General features: G+C 52.7%; 27 protein-coding genes and 3 tRNA genes. 18 read left to right on the top strand and 12 right to left on the bottom strand.

What is annotated here, in order from left to right:
- Nucleotides 1–104 precede the first annotated feature (104 nt).
- Both JQN59_RS19865 and bglJ read left to right on the top strand, forming a co-directional pair.
- Nucleotides 105–830 (top strand): helix-turn-helix transcriptional regulator, encoded by a 726-nt coding sequence (locus JQN59_RS19865; protein WP_103014421.1) that lies wholly within the window; start codon nt 105–107, stop codon nt 828–830.
- Entirely contained in the window at nt 791–1,468 is a 678-nt protein-coding gene (gene bglJ, locus JQN59_RS19860) for a DNA-binding transcriptional activator BglJ (RefSeq protein WP_103014420.1), read from the top strand. The genes JQN59_RS19865 and bglJ overlap by 40 nt, the downstream gene beginning before the upstream one ends.
- Nucleotides 1,469–1,525: 57 nt before the next feature.
- Here the strand turns inward: bglJ and JQN59_RS19855 are convergent, their stop codons facing one another.
- On the bottom strand, nt 1,526–1,984 hold the full coding sequence (locus tag JQN59_RS19855) for a YbaK/EbsC family protein (RefSeq protein WP_003830001.1): 459 nt from the start codon (nt 1,982–1,984) through the stop codon (nt 1,526–1,528).
- Nucleotides 1,985–2,349: 365 nt separating this feature from the next.
- Here JQN59_RS19855 and JQN59_RS19850 point away from each other — a divergent pair, with 365 nt between their 5' ends.
- A complete protein-coding gene (locus tag JQN59_RS19850; protein WP_149607592.1) occupies nt 2,350–3,693 on the top strand; it encodes a PTS sugar transporter subunit IIC in 1,344 nt (447 codons plus the stop codon).
- 29 nt (nt 3,694–3,722) lie between these two features.
- On the opposite strand, the gene fhuF is transcribed toward JQN59_RS19850, so the two are convergent.
- Both fhuF and JQN59_RS19840 read right to left on the bottom strand, forming a co-directional pair.
- Complete coding sequence (fhuF, locus tag JQN59_RS19845) at nt 3,723–4,511, bottom strand: siderophore-iron reductase FhuF (protein ID WP_032942310.1); 789 nt, start codon at nt 4,509–4,511, stop codon at nt 3,723–3,725.
- 108 nt (nt 4,512–4,619) lie between these two features.
- Nucleotides 4,620–5,696 (bottom strand): diguanylate cyclase, encoded by a 1,077-nt coding sequence (locus tag JQN59_RS19840; RefSeq protein ID WP_048214997.1) that lies wholly within the window; start codon nt 5,694–5,696, stop codon nt 4,620–4,622.
- A gap of 255 nt (nt 5,697–5,951) precedes the next feature.
- Between JQN59_RS19840 and JQN59_RS19835 the strand changes: the two genes are divergently transcribed.
- A complete protein-coding gene (locus JQN59_RS19835; protein WP_003019100.1) occupies nt 5,952–6,188 on the top strand; it encodes a DUF1435 domain-containing protein in 237 nt (78 codons plus the stop codon).
- A 39-nt stretch (nt 6,189–6,227) separates the two neighbouring features.
- Here JQN59_RS19835 and JQN59_RS19830 read toward each other — a convergent pair.
- The 4 genes from JQN59_RS19830 to rsmC all read right to left on the bottom strand — a co-directional run bounded on the left by JQN59_RS19830 (nt 6,228) and on the right by rsmC (nt 7,800).
- A tRNA-Leu gene (locus JQN59_RS19830) sits at nt 6,228–6,313 on the bottom strand.
- 32 nt (nt 6,314–6,345) lie between these two features.
- A tRNA-Leu gene (locus tag JQN59_RS19825) sits at nt 6,346–6,431 on the bottom strand.
- A gap of 28 nt (nt 6,432–6,459) precedes the next feature.
- Nucleotides 6,460–6,546 (bottom strand) — tRNA-Leu (locus JQN59_RS19820).
- Between the two features lie 222 nt (nt 6,547–6,768).
- On the bottom strand, nt 6,769–7,800 hold the full coding sequence (rsmC, locus tag JQN59_RS19815) for a 16S rRNA (guanine(1207)-N(2))-methyltransferase RsmC (protein WP_149607593.1): 1,032 nt from the start codon (nt 7,798–7,800) through the stop codon (nt 6,769–6,771).
- Nucleotides 7,801–7,903: 103 nt separating this feature from the next.
- Between rsmC and holD the strand changes: the two genes are divergently transcribed.
- From holD to JQN59_RS19775, 8 genes are all read left to right on the top strand, one after another.
- Nucleotides 7,904–8,317: a DNA polymerase III subunit psi gene (gene holD, locus JQN59_RS19810; protein WP_003829988.1), complete on the top strand. Its 414-nt coding sequence runs from the start codon at nt 7,904–7,906 to the stop codon at nt 8,315–8,317.
- The gene (gene rimI, locus JQN59_RS19805) at nt 8,286–8,732 is read left to right on the top strand and encodes a ribosomal protein S18-alanine N-acetyltransferase (protein ID WP_003829985.1); all 447 of its coding nucleotides are present in this window, start codon (nt 8,286–8,288) and stop codon (nt 8,730–8,732) included. Before holD ends, rimI begins: the two co-directional genes overlap by 32 nt.
- 14 nt (nt 8,733–8,746) lie before the next feature.
- Entirely contained in the window at nt 8,747–9,427 is a 681-nt protein-coding gene (gene yjjG / locus JQN59_RS19800) for a pyrimidine 5'-nucleotidase (protein ID WP_204528219.1), read from the top strand.
- A gap of 92 nt (nt 9,428–9,519) precedes the next feature.
- Entirely contained in the window at nt 9,520–11,109 is a 1,590-nt protein-coding gene (gene prfC, locus JQN59_RS19795; protein WP_003829982.1) for a peptide chain release factor 3, read from the top strand.
- A 308-nt stretch (nt 11,110–11,417) separates the two neighbouring features.
- Nucleotides 11,418–12,035, top strand: a complete 618-nt coding sequence (gene osmY, locus JQN59_RS19790; RefSeq protein WP_048214994.1) for a molecular chaperone OsmY — start codon at nt 11,418–11,420, stop codon at nt 12,033–12,035.
- Nucleotides 12,036–12,162: 127 nt separating this feature from the next.
- Nucleotides 12,163–12,324, top strand: coding sequence for a DUF1328 domain-containing protein (locus JQN59_RS19785; protein ID WP_003019081.1), 162 nt, complete (start codon nt 12,163–12,165; stop codon nt 12,322–12,324).
- Nucleotides 12,325–12,444: 120 nt separating this feature from the next.
- The gene (locus tag JQN59_RS19780) at nt 12,445–13,518 is read left to right on the top strand and encodes a patatin-like phospholipase family protein (RefSeq protein WP_048214993.1); all 1,074 of its coding nucleotides are present in this window, start codon (nt 12,445–12,447) and stop codon (nt 13,516–13,518) included.
- Complete coding sequence (locus JQN59_RS19775; protein WP_048214992.1) at nt 13,515–14,291, top strand: metal-dependent hydrolase; 777 nt, start codon at nt 13,515–13,517, stop codon at nt 14,289–14,291. The genes JQN59_RS19780 and JQN59_RS19775 overlap by 4 nt, the downstream gene beginning before the upstream one ends.
- Here the strand turns inward: JQN59_RS19775 and JQN59_RS19770 are convergent.
- From JQN59_RS19770 to JQN59_RS19760, 3 genes are all read right to left on the bottom strand, one after another.
- Nucleotides 14,281–14,604, bottom strand: a complete 324-nt coding sequence (locus JQN59_RS19770; RefSeq protein ID WP_204528146.1) for a hypothetical protein — start codon at nt 14,602–14,604, stop codon at nt 14,281–14,283. The two genes, JQN59_RS19775 and JQN59_RS19770, sit on opposite strands and share 11 nt — an antisense overlap.
- A 69-nt stretch (nt 14,605–14,673) precedes the next feature.
- A complete protein-coding gene (locus JQN59_RS19765) occupies nt 14,674–15,537 on the bottom strand; it encodes a YjjW family glycine radical enzyme activase (RefSeq protein WP_149607594.1) in 864 nt (287 codons plus the stop codon).
- Nucleotides 15,509–17,059 carry a YjjI family glycine radical enzyme gene (locus tag JQN59_RS19760; RefSeq protein WP_048214990.1) on the bottom strand — a complete coding sequence of 517 codons (1,551 nt, stop codon included), beginning with the start codon at nt 17,057–17,059 and terminating at the stop codon, nt 15,509–15,511. The genes JQN59_RS19765 and JQN59_RS19760 overlap by 29 nt, the downstream gene beginning before the upstream one ends.
- 261 nt (nt 17,060–17,320) lie before the next feature.
- On the opposite strand from JQN59_RS19760, the gene deoC reads away from it, so the two are divergent.
- The 4 genes from deoC (at nt 17,321) to deoD (ending at nt 21,757) form a co-directional block, all read left to right on the top strand.
- Nucleotides 17,321–18,100, top strand: coding sequence for a deoxyribose-phosphate aldolase (deoC, locus tag JQN59_RS19755; RefSeq protein ID WP_003019042.1), 780 nt, complete (start codon nt 17,321–17,323; stop codon nt 18,098–18,100).
- A gap of 135 nt (nt 18,101–18,235) precedes the next feature.
- Nucleotides 18,236–19,558: a thymidine phosphorylase gene (gene deoA, locus JQN59_RS19750; RefSeq protein WP_149607595.1), complete on the top strand. Its 1,323-nt coding sequence runs from the start codon at nt 18,236–18,238 to the stop codon at nt 19,556–19,558.
- Between the two features lie 51 nt (nt 19,559–19,609).
- Entirely contained in the window at nt 19,610–20,833 is a 1,224-nt protein-coding gene (gene deoB / locus JQN59_RS19745; protein ID WP_003019037.1) for a phosphopentomutase, read from the top strand.
- Nucleotides 20,834–21,037: 204 nt separating this feature from the next.
- Nucleotides 21,038–21,757 carry a purine-nucleoside phosphorylase gene (gene deoD, locus JQN59_RS19740; RefSeq protein WP_000224864.1) on the top strand — a complete coding sequence of 240 codons (720 nt, stop codon included), beginning with the start codon at nt 21,038–21,040 and terminating at the stop codon, nt 21,755–21,757.
- A gap of 149 nt (nt 21,758–21,906) precedes the next feature.
- Here deoD and lplA read toward each other — a convergent pair whose 3' ends face one another.
- Entirely contained in the window at nt 21,907–22,923 is a 1,017-nt protein-coding gene (gene lplA, locus JQN59_RS19735) for a lipoate--protein ligase LplA (RefSeq protein WP_149607596.1), read from the bottom strand.
- Between the two features lie 37 nt (nt 22,924–22,960).
- Complete coding sequence (locus JQN59_RS19730) at nt 22,961–23,602, bottom strand: YtjB family periplasmic protein (RefSeq protein WP_003829948.1); 642 nt, start codon at nt 23,600–23,602, stop codon at nt 22,961–22,963.
- A gap of 115 nt (nt 23,603–23,717) precedes the next feature.
- On the opposite strand from JQN59_RS19730, the gene serB reads away from it, so the two are divergent.
- Nucleotides 23,718–24,686 carry a phosphoserine phosphatase gene (gene serB / locus JQN59_RS19725; RefSeq protein WP_003829946.1) on the top strand — a complete coding sequence of 323 codons (969 nt, stop codon included), beginning with the start codon at nt 23,718–23,720 and terminating at the stop codon, nt 24,684–24,686.
- Between the two features lie 83 nt (nt 24,687–24,769).
- Nucleotides 24,770–26,152 carry a DNA repair protein RadA gene (radA, locus tag JQN59_RS19720; RefSeq protein ID WP_003829944.1) on the top strand — a complete coding sequence of 461 codons (1,383 nt, stop codon included), beginning with the start codon at nt 24,770–24,772 and terminating at the stop codon, nt 26,150–26,152.
- Nucleotides 26,153–26,212 lie beyond the last annotated feature (60 nt).

Here is a 26,212-nt window from a genome sequence, read left to right as displayed (position 1 = left end):
CACCCCGCTTATTGTTCGGAGTATTCTCCTGTGAGTTAAGATTATTAATCTATCCGGGAGAATTTAATTAAGTACGATTGCGGACTGGTGAGTGTGGAGGGGATATGTTGCCAGGACGCTGCAAAAACGCAATTATTATTAGTAAATCACCGATTATACAAACTGGGCTTAAAGGCGTAATGCAAGCGCAGTTCGCCGATTACGAACTTACCTACTGTCGTTCTGTTGAAGAACTGACGTTATTACAGCTACGGTGTGCTGATTTGGTAATTGCTGATTTAACCGGAGACTGCAATCATCCACGTTCAGTTTGCGAACAATATTATTCTTTATTATCTCAATACCGTGATATTCATTGGGTATTTCTCGTATCTCGTATTTTTTATCCTCTGGCTGTTGAACTACTGATGTGTCCTGTCAGTTCGCTGCTCTCTGACGCCGAGCCGATTGAAAGTTTAGTGAATGTCATTCACGCAGGAAATACACGAGCAGAGAGAATAAGCAAGGCGCTGCTCTTTCCGCCTGCTATGCCGCAATTGTTAGACCATAGCGCACGATCTATCGTTCTCACTCTCTCTGAAAGAAAAGTATTGCGCCTCCTTGGGAAAGGCTGGGGGATTAACCAGATTGCGGCGTTGCTGAAGAAAAGTAATAAAACAATCAGCGCCCAAAAGAATAGCGCTATGCGTCGCTTGTCGATAAATAGCAATGCAGAAATGTATGCCTGGATAAATAGTTCTCAAGGATCGCGAGAACTTAATTTACCTTCAGTTTATGGAGAAACCACGGAATGGAAAGCAGAATCACCAAAAGAAACGTTGCACTGGTAGAAAAGTGCACGATGAGCAGCGTGGGTATTAAGAGTTTATTTAATACCATGCCGGATGACCAATATAAACTTCATCTCTTTTCAAACCAGCCCGCTTTTAGCCAGGCAATGTTAAAGATGTCGTTTTCGGCAGTTATTTTTTCCCTCTCTGCAATCAGAACCGATCGTAGGGCAGGGTTGGCCTATTTAACGGAGCTGGCGATAAATTATCCGCGGATTCGCCGTGTGGTGATTGCCGATGATGATGCTGAAGCGCGTTTAATTGGTTCCCTGTCCCCCTTGCCGTTAGATGGCGTTGTGAGTAAAGCTTCTTCGTTAACGGTGTTGCAGGACGCGTTATTTACGGCGTTAAGCAGCCCTGGTCGGGGAACCGAAGGCACGAAAAACCATTGGTATATTAATCAAAGCCGTATGCTCAGTCCGACAGAACGAGAAATACTGCGCTTTATGTCGAATGGCTATTCGATGCCACAGATTGCTGTTCAGCTTGAACGGAACATCAAAACCATTCGGGCACACAAATTTAATGTGATGTCCAAACTGGGGGTCAGCTCGGATGCCGGGTTATTGGATGCCGCTGACATCCTGTTGTATCTGCGTGCTGGCGAGCCAGCGCCTTTTATGCAGGCGGTTTCATGACGGACAACATTGACGTGTTTCTTGCCGGGCTTGGTCGCAGGTTTAGCGCGTGAAACATTACTGACACACGTCAACCCAGGTGGCAGAAGTCAGTTCAGCCATCCTTTCAGGCGTGATGCGAACTGCGCTGTGGATGGCACCTGCGGCAGGCAGCACTTCAGCGTAGTGCTTCAGAGAAACATCACAGTACACTGATATCGGTGTTTCTAATCCGAAGGGGCAAACGCCGCCAACGGGGTGCCCCGTCGCGTTCACGACCTCATCACTACTTAACATTCGGGCTTTGGCACCGAACGTACTCTTTAGCTTTTTATTATCCAGTCGGGCATCGCCTTTTGCCACGACCAGGATGATATCGTTCTTCACCTTTAGCGAAAGTGTTTTCGCTATTTGGCCAGGTTCAACGTTATGGGCTTTTGCTGCCAGATCAACGGTTGCTGTGCTCTGGTTTAATTCGATGATCTCGATATCTGGTGCATGTTGCGCCAGGAATTGGCGTACTGATTGCAAACTCATTCTTCTCTCCCTATCGCTTACAGATAGCCCTGCACAGCAGAAAACTTCAGGATGTAATTTGTCATAGGGGCAACCACACTGTAAATATTTTATTGTAACAACATAGCAACATTGGCAGTTTTTCGATCGTCTTCACAATCAAAGAAACCGGTTACAGTAACCGGTTGCAGAATGCTGAAATGACGATTAATACTGAAGTTGTCACTTCCTCTGTATCACATAATAAGAGCCATCTATGAAACTTAACTCGAAAAGCGGTAGTGCTGTTGTTCCTCCCGGCACGGTTGCGAAAAGTAGTAATGGGCTTTACGTGGTGGTGTTGATTCCAGCACGGTTGCAGGGTTTTGCACAACGGGAGAACGGCTATGTCTACTAACCATGCTGTGTTTAACGTGATTTTCCGCTTTGTTGAAAATTACGTCAGCCCTGTTGCCGGGCGCATCTCTTCACAACGACATGTAATGGCCATTCGCGACGGTTTTATTTCGGCGATGCCTTTTATGATTGTAGGCTCTTTTCTGCTGGTTTTTGCCTATCCGCCTTTTTCTCCGGATACCACCTGGGGATTTGCTCGCGCGTGGCTGGATCTGGCAAAACAGTTTGAAGGCCAAATCCTCACACCGTTTGATATGACGATGGGGATTATGTCGGTCTACATATGTGCGGCTATTGCTTATAACCTGGGCAAGCACTATGTGAAGTCCCATCAGTTAGATCCGTTTATGTGTGCGATGCTATCAATCATGGCTTTTTTGCTGATTGCCGCGCCAAAAACCAAAGGCACAATGCCGGTTGATAGCCTGGGAGGAACGGGGATTTTCACCGCCATCCTGGTGGCCATTTACTGTGTTGAAATGATGCGCTTCCTGAAGGCGCACAACATCGGCATCCGTTTACCCGATCAGGTGCCGCCGATGATCAAAAACTCTTTCGATCTGCTGATCCCGGTGCTGGTGGTAGTACTGACGCTGTACCCGCTGAGTCTGGTGATACAGTCGCAGTTTGACATGCTGATCCCTCAGGCCATTATGGCCATCTTTAAACCACTGGTGTCGGCTGCAGATTCTCTCCCGGCGATACTTCTGGCGGTATTGATTGGACATCTATTGTGGTTTGCGGGTATTCACGGCGCGGCAATTGTGTCGGGAATGCTGCAAATGTTCTGGCTAACTAATCTTGGGATGAACCAGTCGGCGCTGGCGCAGGGCGCGCCGTTACCGCATATCTTTATGGAAGCGTTCTGGACGTTCTTTATTGTGGTCGGAGGGTCAGGTGCAACGATGGGGTTGGTGATTTGCTATCTGCGTAGTCGTTCGGCTCATCTACGCTCGATTGGGCGTCTGAGCGTAGTCCCCAGCATTTTTAATATTAACGAACCGGTGATTTTTGGTACGCCGATTGTCATGAACCCGGTGTTTTTTATCCCCTTCCTGATGGCCCCAATGGTGAATGCGGTACTGGCCTGGGCGGCGATGAAACTGGATTTAATTGGGCGGGTCATTTCAGTGGTTCCCTGGACAGCACCGGCACCGGTTGGCGCGGCATGGGCATTAGGCTGGGATTATCGTGCGGCTATTCTGGTGGTGCTGTTGGCGCTGGTGTCGGCCGTTATCTACTTCCCATTCTTTAAGGTCTACGAAAAGCAGCTATTGGCGCAGGAAAAAGAAGAAGCGCAGCGTATGGAAGAGGAAAACCAGCAGGTTGCATAAATATCTGGCGAGGGGCTACGGCTCCTCGCTTACTTCAGCGTGCAGTCTCCGCATTGCTGAACGTCAGGCAGGCGATAGCGTTGGCAGCAGGTTCTGCGTACTAACAGCCCCTCGCGCGGAACAACGGTTCGCCACAGAGGGTTATCCTGACCGCAGGAGAGTTGTTTCTCAAAAAAGCAGGTCTGGCGCAGCGTGGTCAGCAGTTCCTCACCTAGCAACGGCTTCATTTCCGTTAAATACCAGTGAATTAAATATCCGGTGTTGCTCCAGATAAGCTTCGCGTTGATCTCGCCCGTCGCTTCCAGCGCCTGCACAACCGGCGTCAGCGCTGAGAGAATCAGCGTTTCCATGCGTTGTTGAGGGGACAGAGCTGTTGCCTGGTGATCCTGATGGACGTCGATCCAGAAGCAGGCCGCACGGCCCGTTTCGTGAAACTCTACGCGCATATGTTCAGGAGAGACGTCGATAGCCTCTTTTTGCGTCAGTAGGGCCACCATTAACGGAGGCATCATCAGGCCGATATACCATTGCGCCCAAAGAGAAATCAGGGGCTTATTTTCGCGGGGTAGCGTAGGCTGGTTGCGATAGATATGGTCTGAATAAACGGCCAGCAGCGAGCTAAGCGTCGCCGGTTGCGTCCATTCATGCAGCGTCATTGCACCTGGCACAGGCGTTTCGTCAAGACGAATGAAGTCCAGCAGGTGCTCGCGAGTTTTGGCTATCGTTGCGCGTACGGCAGCAGCCAGCGAGGGCATCTCTGAGGGGAGATGGCTACGCCAGATGACATCTTCAACGATCGGTGCGGAACGATAAGCCATGTCGATATAAGGATGTTAATCTTAATGATAATGATTGCTAATCCTATAATTGACATTGAGCGATGGCAAGATCTTTGTCGCCATCCCGAGCGGCAGCGCACAGAAAGCTCAGGTAGAAGGGCAGTTTACCCGCAGCTCATCGCTGACCAGGGTATTGTTACGCCCAAGATTCTTGGCCTCGTAAAGGGCTTTATCCGCTTTGGCGATAGCAGCATCAATATCCTGTTCTACCAGAGGTGCAATGCCGATACTGACGGTTACGTTGGTTGCCACGCTCTCATTAAACATGTGAGGGATTTTAAGGTCGTACACTTTTTGGCGGATACGTTCGGCGGCAGCCTGGGCCTGCTGTGGATCGACCGCTGTCAGCAAAATCATAAATTCTTCACCGCCAAAACGCGCCACCACATCCCGGGAGCGTACGGAGTCTCGGATGGCGGCAGAAACACGGATCAACGCCTGGTCGCCCATCATATGTCCGTAATGATCGTTATAGGATTTGAAATGGTCGATATCCAGCAGCAGAACGAAGTGCCTCGAATTACTCAGAGCCAACAGCGTATCGAGCCGGTGTTGCAGCCCCCGGCGATTATACAAACCGGTTAGCGGGTCGAGCATGCTGAGCCCGTTCAGGGTTTCCCTTTCCTCCAGCAGTTTGTACATCAGTTGCTGAGCGAATCCATCGTAGCGCTTTTGTATCACATGCTGGATGGCGATACCGGCCATAGGCAGCGCCATAAAATAGAAAATCCGCAAACCATGTTCGCTGCCGTTAAGCCATAAACAAACGGCGACGGAGGGGAGTGAGTGGAGCGTAAACGCGATGATATTATTGGCAAAAGCGATAGAGCCAATAAACAGTACGCTGAGCAGCGCTATTAACAGGAAATAATAATCATTCTGACCTAGAGCATTATATTTCAAGAATATATGTAACGCCCATAACAAGCCAAAAACGATTGAAATAAAAGGGAGATTAATTCTTTTATCCGCGTATTTCCCATGCCATACCAGCAGCAGTGTACTCATCACCAGCATCAGCAACGTAGGTACTGATAAGGCTTTGACCGTAAACAGTGGGAAAAAAAGCGTAAACAGCGCGGAGACTGCGTTGAGCAGCAGAAACAGTCGTAAAGAGAGTTGGTATTTTTTTGTGCGCAGAGTTCGCCAGGATTGTACTGTCATAGGTAAATATTGTTAGTTATCTGCAATGTACGAAGGTGTGTTGGTAAATAAAACAAATAACGAACGGGGTATCATTCGCAGAGGTTTTTATTGTTTTTAGTTGAAGAGCTAACCGGTGAGCAATTTATCACCTTGGATTATTCATGTCATCAATCGTTAAGTAAAACTCATATAATTGATAGTGCTTCACGGCTGACAAATGAGAAATTTTATCATATGATATTGGTTATCATTATCAATTTCATAGGTGAAATCATGTTGCAACGTACGCTGGGCAGTGGATGGGGTGTTCTGCTGCCGGGAATGCTGATTGCCGGGATGGCATATAGCGACCTGTCGGTCTACGTATGGAAGGTGATGATTGTATTAGGATTACTGCTGACTTCGCTCATGCTGTACCACAAACGTTTACGGCACTTTGTTTTGTTACCTTCATGCGCGGCACTGATTGGTGGCATTGTTTTGGTAATGATGAACTGGAATCAGGGATGAACAAAACAGAGAAGGAAATCGAGAGGGAAATAAGATAATTGGTGCGAGGGGGGGGACTCGAACCCCCACATCCTAAGGACACTAACACCTGAAGCTAGCGCGTCTACCAATTCCGCCACCTTCGCACAGTCATCTTATTTTTTTGATATCGCCTCGTTGGTGCGAGGGGGGGGACTCGAACCCCCACATCCTAAGGACACTAACACCTGAAGCTAGCGCGTCTACCAATTCCGCCACCTTCGCCCAGTGCGAGCAATATCAACGTGGATTATGGTGCGAGGGGGGGGACTTGAACCCCCACGTCCGAAAGGACACTAACACCTGAAGCTAGCGCGTCTACCAATTCCGCCACCTTCGCATACCATCGACACTCAAAAAGTATCGTTACCACGGGGGCGAATTCTAGAGATTTTATGCAGGGCGTCAACAGTTAATTTTCGAACTTAACGTGATTGCCGAAAAAAAAGGCGTTTCTTCGGTTTTTGGCGTTTTATGTAGGCCGGATAAGCGATAGCGCTATCCGGCGTTGCTCGGTGTCACGCCGGATGGCGGCGTAAACGCCTTATCTGGCCTGGAGCAGTTAAGCTTTCTTCGCCTGGCGCGTCATCACGGTGCGATAGACCTTGAAGCGTCCGGTCTGCGCGATAACTTCGTGGAAGCCAAACACTTCATCCAGAACCTTCGGATAAGGCAGGAAGGCGTTTGCCACGATACGCAGTTCACCACCGCTGTTGAGATGACGCACTGCGCCACGAATCAGCGTTTGTGCGGCATCAAGGCTGGTCTGCATACCGTCGTGGAACGGCGGGTTGGAGATGATCATATCAAAACGACCCGTCACGTCAGAAAAGACGTTACTGGCGATGACGTCACCTTCAATGCCGTTGGCTGCAAGCGTTGCGCGGCTGGCTTCAACGGCGGCTGCGCTAACATCGCACAGGGTTAAGCGCACTTTCGGCGAGTGGCTGGCTAAGGCGACGGAGAGAACGCCTGCGCCACAGCCGACATCCAGCACTTTGCCTTTGGTGTGCGGCGTCAGCGTGGAGAGCAGCAGTTGGCTGCCAACATCCAGACCGTCACGGCTGAAGACGCCCGGCAGCGTTTTGATGGTGAGATTTTCTGTCTGGTATTCATCCCAGTATTTTTCTGCATCAAAGACCGGCTGTTTTTCCAGACGACCGTGGTACAGGCCACAGCGACGTGCGCTGTCGACTTTGTTTAACGGTGCGAATTCGGCCAGCATCTGCTCTGCGCTACGTACGCCGCTGCGATTCTCACCGACAACAAAAATATCGGTGCCCACCGGTAACAGCGACAGAATGTTCATCAACTGGAACTGGGCTTCCGGCTTATTCTTCGGCCAGTAGTAGATCAGCGTATCGCTATCGGCAACGTCATCGGCCTGCGCGACGAGGCTGAAGCGGACGTTGTCGCCCATCTGGCGGTTAAGCACCTGCCAGTGGTGAAGCTGCTGGGTGTGCGCACGGCTGGCGGCGCTTTCAAAATGGGCAGGCAGGTCATCCTGCAAATCACCGGCAAACAGAATACGGCTTTGTTCGAAATCATCACTGTGGCGCAGCAAGACTTCACTTGCCGGGGTAAAAGCAGACATGGAATGCTCCTTAAATTGTACAGCGGGGGATTATAGTTGTTTGATGGCACGGATTCGACAAATTTGCTATATTTGCGCCCCTGATAGACAGGAGTGTTTCGCTATGACATCCCGACGAGACTGGCAGTTACAGCAACTGGGCATTACGCAGTGGTCGTTGCGTCGTCCTGGCGCACTGCAGGGCGAGATCGCGATTTCCATTCCTGCGCATGTCCGTTTGGTGATGGTTGCTGCACAGTTACCCGCGCTAACTGAACCGTTGATCAGCGATATTTTACGCGCATTAACCGTTAGCCCGGATCAGGTTTTACAACTGACGCCTGACCGTGTCGCCATGCTGCCGCAAGGCAGTCGCTGTAATAGCTGGCGGCTGGGAACCGAAGAGCCGCTGCTGCTGGAGGGCGCTCAGGTCGAGAGTCCTGCGTTTAATGAATTACGGGAAAACCCAGCGGCACGCGCCGCGTTATGGCAACAAATCTGCGCATATGAACACGATTTCTTCCCTCGAGCCGACTGATTTACCCGCAGCATTTCAGATTGAAAAACGCGCCCACGCTTTTCCGTGGAGTGAAAAAACATTTGCCAGCAACCAGGGCGATCGCTACCTCAATTTTCAGTTGAGGGTTGACGACGTGATGGCCGCCTTTGCAATTACGCAGGTCGTACTGGATGAAGCGACGTTGTTCAATATCGCCGTCGATCCTGACTTTCAGCGCCGGGGCCTGGGACGTGAGCTGCTGGAGCATCTGATCGATGAGCTGGAAAAGCGTGGCATTTTGACCCTGTGGCTTGAAGTGCGCGCCTCGAATGCGGCCGCTATCGCGCTGTACGAAAGCTTAGGCTTTAACGAGGCGACGATCCGTCGCAACTACTATCCAACGGCCGATGGTCATGAAGACGCCATCATCATGGCGTTGCCAATCAGCATGTAAGATAAGGTGTAATGATGAAGAAGTGGGACTGGATTTTCTTTGATGCCGACGAAACGCTGTTTACGTTTGACTCGTTTACCGGCTTACAGCGGATGTTTCTCGACTATAGCATTACCTTTACCGCTGAAGATTTTCAGGACTACCAGGCCGTGAATAAACCGCTGTGGGTGGATTACCAAAACGGCGCGATTACCTCATTACAACTGCAGCATGCCCGTTTTCAGAGCTGGGCCGAACGCCTGAAGGTTGAACCGGGCCAGCTTAATGACGCATTCATCAATGCGATGGCGGAGATCTGCTCACCGTTGCCGGGGGCAGTTTCTCTGCTCAATGCGATTCGTGATAAAACGAAAATCGGTATCATTACTAACGGTTTTACCGCGTTGCAGCAAATCCGACTTGAGCGGACGGGGCTGCGCGACTATTTCGACCTGCTGGTGATTTCTGAGCAGGTTGGGGTGGCAAAACCCGACCCCCGTATTTTTGACCATGCGCTGGAGCAGGCGGGTAATCCGGACCGTTCTCGCGTGCTGATGGTGGGTGACACCGCAGAGTCCGATATTCTTGGCGGTATTAACGCCGGGCTATCCACCTGCTGGCTAAATACGCACCACCGCGAGCAGCCAGCGAGCATTCAGCCGACCTGGACCGTAGCGTCATTAAGCGAACTGGAGCAGCTCCTGTGTAAACACTGATTGCCTCCCCCCCGTTGATGGGTAAAATAGCCGCAATTTTTCGTATTCAACTTGCCCGGCCCGTTGCCGTGCTTACCTAAGAAGATTTGACTATGACGTTGTCTCCTTATTTGCAAGAGGTGGCCAAACGCCGCACTTTTGCCATTATTTCTCACCCGGATGCCGGTAAAACGACAATTACTGAAAAGGTACTGTTATTCGGACAGGCCATTCAGACCGCCGGTACGGTAAAAGGCCGTGGCTCCAGCCAGCATGCAAAATCTGACTGGATGGAAATGGAAAAGCAGCGTGGTATCTCCATTACCACCTCTGTGATGCAGTTTCCGTATCATGACTGCCTGGTGAACCTGCTGGACACCCCGGGGCACGAAGACTTCTCCGAAGATACCTATCGTACTCTGACGGCGGTGGACTGCTGCCTGATGGTTATCGATGCTGCAAAAGGCGTCGAAGATCGTACCCGTAAGCTGATGGAAGTTACCCGTCTGCGCGATACGCCGATCCTGACCTTTATGAACAAACTCGACCGTGACATCCGCGATCCGATGGAGCTGCTGGATGAAGTCGAGAACGAACTGAAAATCGGCTGTGCGCCAATCACCTGGCCGATTGGCTGCGGTAAGTTGTTCAAAGGTGTCTATCACCTTTATAAAGATGAAACTTACCTGTATCAGACCGGTAAAGGCCACACCATTCAGGAAGTGCGTGTTGTTAAAGGTCTGAACAACCCGGAACTTGATGCTGCCGTGGGTGAAGACCTGGCGCAGCAGCTGCGCGACGAGCTGGAGCTGGTGCAGGGTGCGTCCAACGAGTTCGACCATGAGCTGTTCCTCGCGGGCGAAATCACACCGGTCTTCTTCGGTACCGCGCTGGGTAACTTCGGCGTTGACCATATGCTGGACGGCTTAGTGGAGTGGGCGCCTGCGCCGATGCCGCGTAAAACCGACACCCGCGTCGTCGAAGCCTCAGAAGAGAAGTTCACCGGTTTCGTGTTTAAAATTCAGGCCAACATGGACCCGAAACACCGTGACCGCGTGGCGTTCATGCGTGTGGTATCCGGCAAGTATGAGAAAGGCATGAAAATGCGCCAGGTGCGCATTGGTAAAGACGTGGTGATCTCCGACGCACTCACCTTTATGGCCGGTGACCGTTCTCATGTGGAAGAAGCGTATCCGGGCGATATTCTCGGTCTGCATAACCACGGCACTATCCAGATCGGCGATACCTTTACCCAGGGCGAAATGATGAAGTTCACCGGTATTCCGAACTTCGCACCGGAGCTGTTCCGTCGTATTCGCCTGAAGGATCCATTGAAGCAGAAACAGCTGCTGAAAGGGCTGGTTCAGCTGTCAGAAGAGGGCGCAGTGCAGGTATTCCGTCCGATCGCCAATAACGATTTGATCGTGGGCGCTGTCGGTGTGCTGCAGTTTGACGTGGTGGTTTCACGTCTGAAGAGCGAGTACAACGTTGAAGCGATTTATGAATCTGTCAACGTGGCGACTGCGCGCTGGGTAGAATGTTCTGACGTGAAGAAATTCGAAGAATTTAAGCGTAAGAACGAAATTCAGCTAGCGCTGGATGGCGGCGATAACCTCACCTATATCGCACCAACCATGGTTAACCTGAATCTCACTCAGGAACGTTACCCGGACGTTCAGTTCCGTAAAACACGCGAACACTAATCGACCTTCCAGGGCACGGTATCCGCCGTGTCCTGCAACTTTTCCTGTCTTTTAAATCCCTTGCGGAATGTTCTTAAAACCTCGCGTTTTTCTTTTGTTTGCCTGTTTTTTAATCAATTCTGACTGCGATCACGAAATCGTGAACTATATTTAACAATGTGATGACATAAATATCGGCGTTTAATGCTTTTTAGGCTGCCTGTTGCAGCGTCTATTGCTGATATTTATTCCACTTACAAGATTAGTTGCTGGCTCAAGCCGTTTAACGGCAGAGCATAGCGTTTGGCAAAACATACAGGAATACATCGATGACAATGACAGGACTTAAGATTTCTAAAACGCTGCTGGCCGTGATGCTGACCTCCGCTGTTGCAACGGGTTCTGCTTATGCAGAAAACGCCACGATGGATAAAGCGCAATCCGGCGTCGAAAGTGCGGGGCAGAAAGTCGATAGCTCTATGAACAAAGTCGGTAATTTCATGGATGACAGCACCATCACCGCGAAAGTAAAAGCCGCGCTGGTGGACCACGAAAGCATTAAGAGCACCGATATTTCCGTCAAAACAGATCAAAAGGTGGTGACACTAAGCGGGTTTGTTGAAAGTCAGGCGCAGGCCGAAGAAGCGGTGAAAGTGGCGAAAGGCGTTGAGGGTGTGACCTCCGTTAGCGACAAACTGCATGTGCGTGATAGTAAAGAAACCTCTGTTAAAGGCTATGCGGGCGATACGGCAATCACCAGTGAGGTAAAAGCCAAGCTGCTGGCCGATGATATCGTCCCTTCCCGCAAGGTGAAAGTTGAGACCACCGAGGGCGTAGTGCAACTTTCAGGCACCGTCGATTCACAGGCTCAAAGCGATCGTGCTGAGAGCATCGCCAAAGCGATTGATGGCGTGAAAAGCGTCAAAAACGATCTCAAAACTCAGTAATTAGACTTAATTCGTCCTCCTGACGTTTGTCGGGAGGCGTGTTGTGCACCACACTAAAAATATCGCCGATGAGCAGCCTGAGCGCTCATAACAAGCGGTGACATTAACTATGGTAAAGGAGAAGCGCATGTTTCGATGGGGCATCATATTTCTGGTTATCGCGTTAATTGCCGCCGCACTGGGTTTTGGTGGACTGGCTGGTACCGCTGCAGGCGCAGCGAAAATTGTTTTCGTGGTGGGGATCATTCTGTTTCTGGTCAGCCTGTTTACAGGGCGTAAACGACCCTAGTAAGTAAACCGTAAAGATAACTTGCTACCAAGCCAGTCCAGTGGACTGGCTTTTACGGTTTTAGCGTCAGGCAATTTGCGTTACTTTGTTGTTCTATTACAAAACAACAGGAAGGCAGAGGTGGGGCAGAGAATACCCGTCACGCTCGGTAATATTGCGCCGTTATCGTTACGTCCATTTCAACCAGGCAGTGTGGCGCTGGTGTGCGAGGGCGGGGGACAAAGAGGCATTTTCACCGCTGGCGTACTCGATGAATTCATGCGTGCGCAGTTCAATCCCTTTGATCTCTACTATGGGACGTCCGCCGGTGCGCAAAACCTTTCAGCCTATCTGTGTAACCAGCCTGGTTATGGCCGTAAAGTCATTATGCGTTACACCACCCGCCGTGAGTTTTTTGACCCGGTACGCTTTGTGCGCGGGGGAAACTTAATCGATCTCGACTGGCTCGTGGATTCGACCGCATCCCAGATGCCGCTGGCGATGGATAACGCCGAGCGTTTGTTTGCCGCAGGGAAAGCGTTTTATATGTGCGCCTGTCGGGGCGATGATTACACGCCCGGCTATTTTTCGCCGAACCGGCAAAACTGGCTCGACCTCATTCGAGCCTCCAGCGCGATTCCCGGGTTCTACCGCACAGGGGTTGTATTGGACGGCGTGAACTATCTGGATGGAGGAGTTAGTGATGCCATACCTGTGCAGGAGGCAGCGAAGCAGGGGGCAAAAACGTTGGTAGTGATTCGCACTGTGCCTTCGCAAATGTACTACACCCCGCAGTGGTTCAAACGTATGGAGCGCTGGTTGGGTGAAAGTAGCCTGCAACCGTTTCTGAATCTGGTGCAGCATCATGAGACCAGCTATCGTGCTATCCAGAGTTTTATTGAGAAGCCGCCGGGCAAGCTGCGTATTTTTGAGATCTATCCGCCAAAACCACTCCATAGCATGGCGTTGGGCAGCCGTATTCCGGCGCTGCGGGAAGATTACAAAACCGGACGCCTGTGCGGCCGTTACTTTCTGGCGACAGTCGGCAAACTGCTGGCGAAAAATGCGCCGCTGCCTCGTCAGACGCCGAAGATTGTGGTGCCGGGGCCGGTGGTAGTTCCTCCCGCGCCGGTGGCCAACGATGCCCATGTGCCAGTGGTGACCAATGCGCCTCAGGCGAACGACACGACGTTTGATAATGAGGATTTGGCGTGAGTTATCGTTTTATCGATACGCATTGTCACTTTGATTTCCCGCCGTTTACCGGAGATGAATCTGCCAGCATTCAGCGCGCGGTGGAGGTTGGTGTACAGAGCATTATCGTTCCGGCCACCCAGGCGGCGAATTTTCCCCGCGTACTGGCGTTAGCGGAAAATTATCCTCCATTGTTTGCCGCGCTTGGTCTGCATCCCATTGTTATTGAACAACATAGCGATGACTGCCTGGACCAGTTGCAACAGGAGCTGGATAAGCGCCCACAAAAGCTGGTGGCGCTAGGCGAGATTGGATTGGATCTGTATCGGGACGATCCGCAATTCGATAAGCAAGAGCGGGTGCTGGAAGCGCAGCTAAAGCTGGCGAAGCGGTATGAATTGCCGGTGATCCTGCATTCGCGGCGTACCCATGACAAGCTGGCGATGCACCTGAAACGTCATACTTTGCCACGAACTGGCGTGGTGCATGGTTTTTCCGGGAGCGTGCAGCAGGCAGAGCGCTTTGTGCAACTGGGATACAAAATTGGCGTGGGAGGCACCATTACCTATCCGCGCGCCAGTAAAACCCGCGAGGTAATAGCGCAACTGCCGCTGGAATCGCTGTTGCTGGAAACCGACGCGCCGGATATGCCGCTCAACGGCTTTCAGGGGCAGCCCAATCGCCCGGAGCAGGTAGTCAGAGTCTTTGACGTCTTATGCGAACTGCGCCCGGAACCTGCGGACGTGATCGCTGACGCGCTGTATCGTAATACCACGGCGTTGTTTAACATGTGATTGGATGGCGTACCCAGCCTACAAAAGTGTCCGCTTCGTAGGCCTGATAAGCGAAGCGCATCAGGCATATTTTTGCCGGATGGCGGCTGCGCCTTATCCGGCCTACAAAAGTGTGTGCTTCGTAGGCCTGATAAGCAAAGCGCATCAGGCATATTTTTGCCGGATGGCGGCTGCGCCTTATCCGGCCTACAAAAGTGTGTGCTTCGTAGGCCTGATAAGCAAAGCGCATCAGGCATATTTTTGCCGGATGGCGGCTGCGCCTTATCCGGCCTACAAAAGTATGCGCTTCGTAGGCCTGATAAGCGAAGCGCATCAGGCATAACTTCGTCGGATGGCTGCTGTGTTTTCTCCGGCCTGCAAATGATGTAGCCGCATCCGGCAATCACAGGTACAGCGCCGGGAAGATCAAATTATCCACCCCGCGCTCGCGCAATCTTTGCGCCAGGTGTTCCACATCCTTCGGCGTGGCACTCGGCCAGTCCTTCGCTTCGCCATACACCCCGTGCGCATGAAAGGCATTCAAACGTACCGGTACGTCACCGGTGCGTTTGATAAACGCCGCCAGCGCATCGATATGCTGTAGATAATCTTCCTGACCAGGAATAACCAGCAGGCGGAGTTCCGCCAGTTTTCTCTGCCTGGACAAAAAGGTAATACTTTGTTTAATCAGCGTGTTATCGCGGCCGGTAAGCTGCCGATGACACGTGCTGTCCCAGGCTTTTAAATCCAGCATTACGCCGTCGCACACCGGCAGCAGCTTCTGCCAGCCGGTTTCGCTCAGCATGCCGTTGCTGTCGACCATGCAGGTCAGGTGTTGCAACTGCGGATCGGTTTTTATCGCGGTAAATAGCGCCACAATAAAGGGGAGCTGGGTAGTCGCTTCACCGCCACTAACGGTTATCCCTTCGATAAACAGTGACGCTTTACGAATATGTTGCAGCACTTCATCAACGCTCATACTCTGCGCCATCGGCGTGGCCTGCTGGGGGCACATGTGCAGGCAGGTGTCACACTGCTGACACACATCGGACTGCCACCACACTTTCCCCGCGCTCAGGTTCAGCGCCTCATGCGGGCAATGCAGCACACACTCCCCGCAGTCGTTGCAGCGTCCCATCGTCCACGGATTGTGGCAATTTTTACAGCGCAGATTACATCCTTGCAGAAACAGAGCCAGACGACTGCCCGGCCCATCGACGCAGGAGAAAGGAATCAGCCTACTGACTAAAGCGCATCTGCTGTTCATGGCTAATCACGCGAGGTTGTCGTTCCAGAATGCGCGTATTGCGCGCGGCTTCTTCGCCAAGCCAGGTGGTGTTGGTTCGTGACCCTTCGGCGCGATACTTTTCCAGATCTGACAGGCGCACCATGTAACCCGTAACGCGAACCAGATCGTTGCCGCTCACGTTGGCGGTAAACTCGCGCATTCCGGCTTTAAACGCCCCGAGGCACAACTGCACCAGCGCCTGAGGATTACGCTTGATGGTTTCATCCAGCGTGAGAATGTCGCTGATCCCGGCGTGATAAAACGCGTGATGTGGCGCGACGGTTTGCAGATGGGTGATCGGGTCCGGCTCATTGCCGTAAGGCAGGCGTGCCCCTGGCGTGGTGCCGATGTCAGAACTGATGCCCGACTGTGCATGCAGCATCGCGCGCTGCTTCCAGCCATATTTCACCGGGGTGTTTTCGACAAACTCCGCCAGGTAGGCGCTAATACGATAGCCGAGCTGATTGGCGAACTCATCTTTCCCATAGCGCGCATTCTGTCCCGACTTATCGCACAGCAGGTTAACCGCCTCCGCCAGACCATACATCCCGAACATAGGCACAAAACGTTCGGGATCAATCAACCCTTCCTGCACGAGGAAGCTATTCTCAAAGAAATGTGATTTCTCATAGAGGAATTCACATCGTGAATCAATGATGGCGATTTGCTGCTGGCAGTAGTGCGGTAGGGTGCGCGTAAAGAAGTCATCAACAGAGGTGCTGCGCTCTGCGATGGCTTTCAGATTAAGCCTGACCAGCGTGCTTCCACCCCCGGCGAGCGGCAAAGAGTTGTAACAACTGACGACGCCATACTGACCTTTTGTGAAAATTTTATCATTTTCAGGGCCGTTGGAAATATGCGGCTTACTGCACTCGCAGATATTTTGCGCCACGTTGAGCAGCAGATCGTCAGGTGTGATTTGCGGGTCATAAATGAATGTCAGATTAGGCGAGACCTGCTTTAACTCTGCATCTGCGCGTAAAATTGCACGAGTAACTGGTGTATCGGCGGGGCCGATATTGGCATGCATAAACGCGTCTGGCAGGGTTCTGTCGAGATAACGCCAGAAACGTTTTATTCGAATATCGATCTCGTCTTGTGTTAGAATTCTAACATACGGTTGCAGCAGGGCATCGAGCTGACCGAGATAAACCGGCATCGACGTCACTGACGGAACATGGTGGTAAAGAATAGTGAGTAAGGATAACGCGTCATCAAGATCCCTGGCGCCTTCCAGCTCCAGCCACGATGAGCCATTGGCCAGAAAACGCGCGTAATCGGGTAAAACATAGCGCGGTTTGAACGGGGCATGACCTTCGTACATATCGCAGATTACCCCATCATCCAGCGCCTGACGTGCCTGTGCAGGCAGTTGCGGGTAAGGCAGCGCGTTCTCAGCTTCCAGCGCCAGAAAGTGGCGTTTCTGCTCAGGGCTGAGCACTGGGCTGGTCACGATTTGTTGGCAACGCTGTTGCAGCGCGAGTTCGCTTGAAGTGGGCATCGTTGATTCCTTTTTATCCCGAAGGTGTCACGCCATTGTAGAAAGCAACGCCGCCGCAACCTTTGATCCGGATGCGCCTGATGCCACCGCATACCTTTAGAAAAGGTGATTTATTTGAAGTAGATCTCATTAGAGTAATGCAAATCTGTATGTGGTTTTCATTAACTGTGATGTATATCGAAGTGTAATAGCGAGCGGATGTTAGAATACTAACAAACTCGCAAGGTGAAATTTTATACGGCGATGCCGTTGGAGAATGTTATGACCGATTTAACAGCAAGCAGCCTGCGTGCACTGAAACTGATGGACCTGACCACCCTGAATGACGACGACACCAATGAAAAAGTGATCGCGCTGTGTCATCAGGCGAAGACCCCGGTTGGCAACACTGCCGCAATCTGTATCTATCCGCGTTTCATCCCTATTGCGCGTAAGACCCTGAAAGAGCAGGGCACGCCGGACATCCGCATTGCAACCGTAACCAACTTCCCGCACGGCAACGACGACATCGAGATTGCGCTGGCTGAAACCCGCGCGGCGATTGCTTACGGCGCAGATGAAGTTGACGTGGTGTTCCCGTACCGTGCGCTGATCGCCGGTAACGAGCAGATTGGTTTCGATCTGGTTAAAGCCTGTAAAGACGCGTGTGCGGCGGCAAACGTGCTGCTGAAAGTCATCATCGAAACCGGTGAGCTGAAAGAAGAAGCACTGATTCGCAAAGCGTCTGAAATCTCCATCAAAGCCGGTGCTGATTTCATCAAAACTTCTACCGGTAAAGTGCCGGTCAATGCGACGCCGGAAAGCGCACGCATCATGATGGAAGTGATCCGCGACATGGGTGTTTCTAAAACTGTAGGTTTCAAACCGGCTGGTGGCGTGCGCACTGCAGAAGATGCACAGCAGTTCCTGGCGATTGCCGATGAACTGTTTGGCGCTGACTGGGCTGATTCTCGTCACTACCGTTTTGGCGCATCCAGCCTGCTGGCGAGCCTGCTGAAAGCGCTGGGTCACGGCGACGGCAAGAGCGCAAGCAGCTACTAAGCCTTATATTGCCGGAGCTGTAGCGACGTAGGCCGGATAAGGCGTAGCCGCCATCCGGCATTAAGACGACTGCCGGGTGGCGCGTTGCTTACCCGGCCTACAACGGCCTTCTACTCTTTTCCCCTGGGGGTTACCGTGTTTCTCGCACAAGAAATTATTCGTAAAAAACGTGATGGTCATGCGCTGAGCGATGAAGAAATTCGTTTCTTTATCAATGGTATTCGCGACAACACCATCTCTGAAGGGCAAATCGCCGCCCTGGCGATGACCATTTTCTTCCACGATATGACAATGCCTGAGCGAGTTTCGCTGACCATGGCAATGCGTGATTCAGGAACCGTGCTGGACTGGAAAAGCCTGCAGTTGAACGGCCCGATTGTGGATAAACACTCTACCGGCGGTGTGGGTGACGTAACGTCACTGATGTTAGGCCCGATGGTCGCAGCGTGCGGCGGCTATATTCCGATGATCTCCGGGCGTGGCCTGGGGCATACCGGCGGTACGCTCGATAAACTGGAAGCGATTCCTGGATTTGACATCTTCCCGGACGACGCGCGCTTCCGTGAAATTATTAAAGACGTGGGTGTGGCGATTATTGGGCAAACCAGCTCGCTCGCACCGGCGGATAAACGTTTTTATGCCACCCGCGATATTACCGCGACGGTGGATTCCATCCCGCTGATTACCGGTTCCATTCTGGCGAAAAAACTGGCGGAAGGGCTGGATGCGTTGGTGATGGATGTGAAAGTGGGCAGCGGTGCCTTTATGCCGACCTACGAGCTTTCTGAAGCTCTTGCTGAAGCGATTGTCGGTGTGGCAAACGGCGCGGGTGTACGTACCACCGCGCTGCTAACCGATATGAACCAGGTGCTGGCCTCCAGCGCAGGTAACGCGGTCGAAGTTCGCGAAGCGGTGCAGTTCCTGACCGGTGAATACCGCAATCCACGTCTGTTAGACGTCACCATGGCGCTGTGCGTGGAAATGCTGATCTCCGGTAATCTGGCGAAAGATGACGCCGAAGCCCGTGCGAAATTGCAGGCAGTGCTGGACAACGGTAAAGCGGCAGAGATTTTTGGTCGCATGGTTGCGGCGCAAAAAGGCCCGACCGATTTCGTCGAAAATTATGCGCAGTATCTGCCGACGGCAATGCTCAGCAAAGCGGTATATGCTGATACCGAAGGCTTTGTCAGCGCGATGGATACCCGCGCGCTGGGGATGGCGGTCGTTTCCATGGGCGGCGGTCGTCGTCAGGCTTCGGACACCATTGATTACAGCGTTGGCTTTAGCGATATGGCGCGTCTGGGCGACAGCGTAGACGGACAACGCCCGCTGGCGGTGATCCACGCGAAAGACGAAGCCAGCTGGCAGGAAGCGGCGAAAGCGGTCAAAGCGGCAATTAGCCTTGACGATAAAGCGCCAGAAATTACACCGACAGTCTATCGTCGTATTACCGAATAACTGTATACTGATCTGATCGCTTTTTTGCGGCGCAGATGTATGGAGAACAAGATGAAACGTGCATTTATTATGGTGCTGGACTCCTTTGGTATTGGTGCGACTGAAGATGCGGATCGCTTTGGCGACGTAGGTTCAGACACTATGGGACACATTGCAGAAGCCTGTGCGAAAGGTGAAGCTGACAATGGTCGCAAAGGTCCACTGAATCTGCCTAACCTGACCCGTCTGGGCCTGGTGAAAGCTCACGAAGGTTCTACCGGTAAAATTGCTGCTGGTATGGACGGTAACGCGGAAGTGATTGGTGCCTACGCATGGGCGCATGAACTTTCTTCCGGGAAAGACACGCCGTCTGGCCACTGGGAAATCGCGGGTGTCCCGGTTCTTTTTGATTGGGGTTATTTCTCCGATCATGAAAACAGCTTCCCGCAGGAACTGCTGGATAAACTGGTAAAACGTGCCAACCTGCCAGGCTACCTCGGCAACTGCCACTCTTCCGGTACCGTGATCCTGGATCAACTGGGTGAAGAGCATATGAAAACCGGCAAGCCGATTTTCTATACCTCCGCTGACTCCGTGTTCCAGATTGCCTGCCACGAAGAGACGTTTGGCCTGGATAAACTTTACGAGCTGTGCGAAATCGCACGTGAAGAGCTGACCGAAGGTGGTTACAACATCGGTCGTGTTATCGCACGTCCGTTTATCGGTGATAAAGCCGGTAACTTCCAGCGTACCGGTAACCGTCACGACCTGGCCGTTGAGCCGCCAGCACCGACCGTGCTGCAGAAACTGGTCGACGAAAAAGACGGTCACGTGGTTTCCGTCGGTAAAATCGCGGATATCTACGCTAACTGCGGCATCACCAAAAAAGTGAAAGCCACCGGTCTGGACGCGCTGTTCGACGCCACCATCAAAGAGATGAAAGAAGCAGGTGATAAGACCATCGTCTTCACCAACTTCGTTGATTTCGACTCTTCCTGGGGACATCGTCGCGATATCGCCGGTTATGCTGCGGGCCTGGAACTGTTCGACCGCCGTCTGCCTGAGCTGATGGAGCTGGTGGGTGAAGATGACATTCTGATCCTGACCGCTGACCACGGCTGCGACCCAAGCTGGACCGGCACTGACCACACCCGTGAACACATCCCGGTACTGGTCTACGGCCCGAAAGTGAAACCAGGTTCTTTAGGTCACCGTGAAACCTTCGCGGATATCGGTCAGACGCTGGCGAGCTACTTTGGTACGTCACCGATGGACTACGGTAAAAACATGCTGTAATACCCGTTGTCTTTCGCGCTGTAGATGCGTTGACTTCATTCGCTCACCCCGGTCACATAGTGAATCTATGCTCCCGGGGATTCATGAATTCGTCGCCTTCCTACAACGCGAAATCCTTAGGGTATTTCACTGTTTTGCATACGTTTTGTAGGCCTGATAAGGCGTAGCCGCCATCAGGCAATAACAACGAAATAAGGACAAAAAATGGCAACTCCACATATTAATGCAGAAATGGGTGATTTCGCTGACGTCGTATTGATGCCGGGCGACCCGCTGCGTGCAAAGCATATTGCTGAAACTTTCCTCGAAGATGTTCGTGAAGTGAACAACGTTCGCGGCATGTTAGGTTTCACCGGTACTTACAAAGGCCGTAAGATCTCCGTTATGGGTCACGGTATGGGTATCCCGTCCTGCTCCATCTACACCAAAGAGCTGATCACCGATTTCGGCGTGAAGAAAATCATTCGCGTAGGCTCCTGCGGCGCTGTGCGTATGGACGTTAAACTGCGTGACGTGGTTATCGGTATGGGCGCTTGCACCGACTCCAAAGTTAACCGTATCCGTTTTAAAGATCATGACTTCGCTGCTATTGCTGACTTCGACATGGTGCGTAACGCGGTTGATGCGGCAAAAGCACTGGGTGTAGACGCGCGCGTGGGCAACCTGTTCTCTGCTGACCTGTTCTACTCTCCGGACGGTGAAATGTTCGACGTGATGGAAAAATACGGCGTGCTGGGCGTGGAAATGGAAGCTGCGGGCATCTACGGTGTTGCTGCGGAATTTGGTGCAAAAGCGCTGACCATCTGCACCGTTTCCGACCATATCCGTACTCACGAGCAGACCACTGCCGCTGAACGTCAGACGACCTTCAACGACATGATCAAAATCGCGCTGGAATCCGTTCTGCTGGGCGATAAAGAGTAAGGTTGTTGTGGCCCGGTGGCGCTTCGCTTACCGGGCCTACGGGAATGCCGCTATTAATGCCTGATGGCGATTCGCTTATCAGGTCTACAGGAGCGGTCTTATAGGCCGGATAAGGCGCAGCCGCCATCCGGCAATTCGCCACTAATCGCTTAACGCACGGCCTTCGCCACCCACGCCGCCAGTTCACGCAGCTCGTTTTCCTGATCCGGATATTCCGTAACCAGCGCTTCGCAAGTCTGCTGTAAAACATCGGCGCGATACTGGCAGCCCTGTAGCCGCTCCGCCAGCGCTTCTAACGGCGCGGGATTGAGACTGTCGGTAAACACCTGTGTGCGCGTGATATGACCTTTTTCGACGTCGAAATGCAGCTCAACGCCACCCCAAGTGAAACGCTCGTCCAGCAGATGCGAGAAAGCAGGTGCCTGACCAAAATTCCATTCCCAACTGCTCTGGCGGGCAAAGGTTTCGGCAAAATTTGGCAGGTCCGGCGTTTTATCTGGTGAGATCACTTCCGCTTCAACGCGTTCGCCATAATGAGCAAAAAAGGCTTCCGTGATGGCCTGACAGACCTGTTCATGGGTGATGCCCGGTAACAGCTCTGTCAAATTCGTCACCCGTGAGCGGACAGAGGTGATCCCCTTTGCTGCGAGTTTCTTTTTGTCGGGATTGAGATAATTTGCCAGGCGGCTGAGATCGGCATTTAGCAGCAGCGTGCCGTGGTGGAATCCGCGATCTTTCGTTTCCCGATAAGCAGAGCCTGAAACCTTGCGATCGCCGTCTGGCGTTTTCACAACCAGATCGTTACGCCCGGAGGCATCTGCCGTCACACCCAGAGAATTCAATGCGTTGAGGACAATCGCGGTGGAAATGGTTTTGTCGTATTCCGGTTTACCGGCCATAAAGGTAAAGCAGGTATTGCCTAAGTCATGGAACACCGCGCCGCCGCCGCTGCTACGGCGGGCGAGCCGCACGTTGTCTTCCTCCATACGGCGGGTATTACACTCTTTCCACGGGTTTTGCGCCCGGCCAATCACCACCGTATCGGCGTTACGCCACAAGAACAGGACGCGCTGCGTGGCGGGCATCTGGCGAAAAATGCACTCTTCGACCGCGAGGTTAAACCACGGATCGTAAGAGTCTGAGATAAGCAGGCGTAGTGTAGTCATGGTTGATTTCCCTTCTGTTTTACAGTTTTTACTGCTTTTACTCTTTTTTCTCGTTGTCTTCTTCCTGCACCGGTTTGTTGGCGGTCAACAGGAAAGGGGATTGCTGCCAGCGGGTACGCTTGCCTTGCAATAAGGTACGGGTGAGCACGACGCCAATCGCCAGCGCCAGCAGCAGCATCAGGCGTAAGATATTGGTGGTGTTATCTACCTGCTTCGCCTCGGTGGCGAGGGTGTGGGTATCCAGCGTCAGACGCAAATAGCCCAGCGGACCATTTTTCCCCTGAATGGGTTCGACAATCTGCTGGTTAAAATAACCCCCGGCTTTTTTGCCGTCGAGCGCCAGTCGGTCACGAACGTTGACGCTCTCGCCGGTGCGCGTAATCAGGTCTCCCTGTTCATCGTATACGCCAGCGTCCAGAATACGGCTACTTTCCGTCAGCTGTGTGAGTACCGCTTTGATGCGTTTTTCATCCGGCGTTTCGGTACGCATTAGCGGAGCAACATTTAGCGCCACCTGGCGGGCCAGCGTACGGGCCAGCTCTTCGAGCTGCGGATTACGCTGCTGCTGGTGACTTTGACTAAACCAGGATGCGCCCTGCATCAGGGCGACAAGCAGCGCAAGACAGAACAATACAATCACTGCACGATGAAGTCGGAATTTCAGTTTTGCGCGAGCCATATTCCACCTGCTGAAAATTTGAGACTTAATGTTGCCAGAAGCGCTGGTTACAGGGTAGCCTCATGCGTTATTTTCCCCTGATGATTCCGACCCGAACGATTTTACAGGAGCTTTAATGCCTAACATAACCTGGTGCGATCTACCTGAAGATGTTTCTCTGTGGCCAGGTCTGCCTCTCTCTTTAAGTGGCGATGAAGTCATGCCGCTGGACTACCACGCGGGCCGCAGTGGCTGGCTGCTGTACGGTCGTGGGCTGGATAAACAACGTTTAACGCAATACCAGAGCAAACTGGGCGCGGCGATGGTGATTGTTGCTGCCTGGTGCGTCGAGGATTATCAGGTGATTCGCCTGGCGGGTTCGTTAACGCCGCGCGCGGCAAAACTGGCGCATGATGCCAAACTGGATGTTGCGCCACTAGGTAAAATTCCGCATCTGCGCACACCGGGTTTACTGGTGATGGACATGGACTCAACGGCAATCCAGATCGAATGCATTGATGAAATTGCTAAACTGGCTGGAACCGGTGAGATGGTTGCGGAAGTCACGGAACGCGCAATGCGAGGCGAACTGGACTTTACCGCCAGCCTGCGCAGTCGCGTGGCGACGCTGAAGGGCGCTGATGCCAATATTCTGCACCAGGTGCGCGAAACGCTACCGCTGATGCCAGGCCTGACACAGTTGGTGTTAAAACTGGAGACGCTCGGCTGGAAAGTGGCTATTGCCTCTGGCGGCTTTACCTTCTTTGCCGATTACCTGCGTAATAAACTGCGTCTGACGGCGGCTGTGGCAAACGAGCTGGAGATCATGGACGGTAAATTTACCGGCAACGTGATCGGCGATATCGTCGATGCCCAGTACAAAGCCAATACCCTGACCCGCCTGGCACAAGAATATGAGATCCCGATGGCGCAGACGGTGGCGATCGGCGACGGTGCTAACGATCTGCCGATGATCAAAACGGCCGGGCTGGGTATTGCGTATCATGCCAAACCGAAAGTGAATGAAAAGACGGAGATTACTATCCGTCACGCCGATCTGATGGGGGTGTTCTGCATTCTCTCCGGCAGCATGAACCAGAAATGATTAAATTGCCCGATGGCAAGGTGTCCGTAGGCCGGATAAGCGCCTGCGCCATCCGGCAAAAGCGTTAACGAAAGAGGTAAAACGTGGCCAAAGCTCCAAAACGCGCCTTTGTTTGTAATGAATGCGGGGCCGATTACCCGCGCTGGCAGGGGCAATGCAGCGCCTGTCAGGCCTGGAATACCATTACCGAGGTGCGCCTTGCCGCATCGCCAACGGTGGCGCGTAACGAGCGGCTCAGTGGCTATGCCGGGAATGCGGGCGTGGCAAAAGTGCAGAAGCTGTCTGACATCAGCCTTGAAGAACTGCCGCGTTTTTCCACTGGATTTAAAGAGTTTGACCGCGTGCTGGGCGGCGGTGTGGTACCCGGCAGCGCTATTCTGATTGGCGGTAACCCGGGCGCGGGGAAATCAACGCTGCTGCTGCAAACGCTGTGCAAGCTCGCTGAGCAGATGAAAACTCTGTACGTCACCGGTGAAGAGTCACTGCAGCAAGTGGCGATGCGCGCGCACCGGCTCGGTTTGCCGACCGCGAATCTGAATATGCTGTCGGAAACCAGTATTGAACAAATTTGCCTGATTGCCGAAGAAGAACAGCCGAAGCTGATGGTGATCGACTCCATTCAGGTAATGCACATGGCGGATATTCAGTCTTCGCCGGGCAGTGTGGCGCAGGTGCGCGAAACGGCGGCTTACCTGACGCGTTTTGCCAAAACGCGCGGCGTGGCGATTGTGATGGTCGGCCACGTCACCAAAGACGGCTCGCTGGCTGGGCCGAAGGTGCTCGAACACTGTATTGACTGTTCGGTACTGCTCGACGGTGACGCCGATTCTCGTTTCCGTACTCTGCGTAGCCATAAAAACCGTTTTGGTGCGGTGAATGAGCTGGGCGTCTTTGCCATGACCGAACAGGGCCTGCGTGAAGTCAGCAACCCTTCCGCTATCTTCTTAAGCCGTGGCGATGAGGTCACCTCCGGCAGTTCGGTGATGGTGGTCTGGGAAGGTACGCGCCCGCTGCTGGTAGAGATTCAGGCGCTGGTCGATCACTCAATGATGGCGAACCCGCGTCGCGTGGCGGTCGGTCTGGAACAGAACCGTCTGGCGATTCTGCTGGCGGTGCTGCATCGTCACGGTGGCTTGCAGATGGCGGATCAGGACGTGTTTGTTAATGTAGTAGGCGGCGTAAAAGTCACCGAAACCAGCGCCGACCTGGCGTTGCTGCTGGCAATGGTCTCCAGCCTGCGTGACAGACCGCTGCCACAGGATTTAGTTGTCTTTGGCGAAGTGGGGTTGGCGGGCGAAATCCGTCCGGTACCCAGCGGGCAGGAGCGTATTTCGGAAGCGGCGAAGCACGGCTTTCGCCGGGCGATTGTCCCTGCCGCTAACGTACCGAAAAAAGTACCGGAAGGCATGCAGGTCTTTGGCGTTAAGAAGCTTGCGGATGCGTTAAGCGTGTTTGACGACCTATAATCAAATACCTGTACGTACCGATTTTGTAGGCCTGATAAGCGAAGCGCCATCAGGCAGTGT

The organism is Citrobacter sp. B72 (assembly GCF_016894305.1).
GTDB lineage: Bacteria > Pseudomonadota > Gammaproteobacteria > Enterobacterales > Enterobacteriaceae > Citrobacter > Citrobacter portucalensis.
This window is presented reverse-complemented; position numbering and strand designations above follow the sequence as displayed.

What these genes read in the sequence shown, in the direction of transcription:
- JQN59_RS19865 (WP_103014421.1), top strand. Translation starts at nt 105, where the DNA reads ATGTTGCCAGGACGCTGCAAAAACGCAATTATTATTAGTAAATCACCG.
- bglJ (WP_103014420.1), top strand. Translation starts at nt 791, where the DNA reads ATGGAAAGCAGAATCACCAAAAGAAACGTTGCACTGGTAGAAAAGTGC.
- JQN59_RS19855 (WP_003830001.1), bottom strand. Translation starts at nt 1,984, where the DNA reads ATGAGTTTGCAATCAGTACGCCAATTCCTGGCGCAACATGCACCAGAT.
- JQN59_RS19850 (WP_149607592.1), top strand. Translation starts at nt 2,350, where the DNA reads ATGTCTACTAACCATGCTGTGTTTAACGTGATTTTCCGCTTTGTTGAA.
- fhuF (WP_032942310.1), bottom strand. Translation starts at nt 4,511, where the DNA reads ATGGCTTATCGTTCCGCACCGATCGTTGAAGATGTCATCTGGCGTAGC.
- JQN59_RS19840 (WP_048214997.1), bottom strand. Translation starts at nt 5,696, where the DNA reads ATGACAGTACAATCCTGGCGAACTCTGCGCACAAAAAAATACCAACTC.
- JQN59_RS19835 (WP_003019100.1), top strand. Translation starts at nt 5,952, where the DNA reads ATGTTGCAACGTACGCTGGGCAGTGGATGGGGTGTTCTGCTGCCGGGA.
- rsmC (WP_149607593.1), bottom strand. Translation starts at nt 7,800, where the DNA reads ATGTCTGCTTTTACCCCGGCAAGTGAAGTCTTGCTGCGCCACAGTGAT.
- holD (WP_003829988.1), top strand. Translation starts at nt 7,904, where the DNA reads ATGACATCCCGACGAGACTGGCAGTTACAGCAACTGGGCATTACGCAG.
- rimI (WP_003829985.1), top strand. Translation starts at nt 8,286, where the DNA reads ATGAACACGATTTCTTCCCTCGAGCCGACTGATTTACCCGCAGCATTT.
- yjjG (WP_204528219.1), top strand. Translation starts at nt 8,747, where the DNA reads ATGAAGAAGTGGGACTGGATTTTCTTTGATGCCGACGAAACGCTGTTT.
- prfC (WP_003829982.1), top strand. Translation starts at nt 9,520, where the DNA reads ATGACGTTGTCTCCTTATTTGCAAGAGGTGGCCAAACGCCGCACTTTT.
- osmY (WP_048214994.1), top strand. Translation starts at nt 11,418, where the DNA reads ATGACAATGACAGGACTTAAGATTTCTAAAACGCTGCTGGCCGTGATG.
- JQN59_RS19785 (WP_003019081.1), top strand. Translation starts at nt 12,163, where the DNA reads ATGTTTCGATGGGGCATCATATTTCTGGTTATCGCGTTAATTGCCGCC.
- JQN59_RS19770 (WP_204528146.1), bottom strand. Translation starts at nt 14,604, where the DNA reads ATGCGCTTCGCTTATCAGGCCTACGAAGCGCATACTTTTGTAGGCCGG.
- JQN59_RS19765 (WP_149607594.1), bottom strand. Translation starts at nt 15,537, where the DNA reads ATGAACAGCAGATGCGCTTTAGTCAGTAGGCTGATTCCTTTCTCCTGC.
- JQN59_RS19760 (WP_048214990.1), bottom strand. Translation starts at nt 17,059, where the DNA reads ATGCCCACTTCAAGCGAACTCGCGCTGCAACAGCGTTGCCAACAAATC.
- deoC (WP_003019042.1), top strand. Translation starts at nt 17,321, where the DNA reads ATGACCGATTTAACAGCAAGCAGCCTGCGTGCACTGAAACTGATGGAC.
- deoB (WP_003019037.1), top strand. Translation starts at nt 19,610, where the DNA reads ATGAAACGTGCATTTATTATGGTGCTGGACTCCTTTGGTATTGGTGCG.
- deoD (WP_000224864.1), top strand. Translation starts at nt 21,038, where the DNA reads ATGGCAACTCCACATATTAATGCAGAAATGGGTGATTTCGCTGACGTC.
- lplA (WP_149607596.1), bottom strand. Translation starts at nt 22,923, where the DNA reads ATGACTACACTACGCCTGCTTATCTCAGACTCTTACGATCCGTGGTTT.
- JQN59_RS19730 (WP_003829948.1), bottom strand. Translation starts at nt 23,602, where the DNA reads ATGGCTCGCGCAAAACTGAAATTCCGACTTCATCGTGCAGTGATTGTA.
- serB (WP_003829946.1), top strand. Translation starts at nt 23,718, where the DNA reads ATGCCTAACATAACCTGGTGCGATCTACCTGAAGATGTTTCTCTGTGG.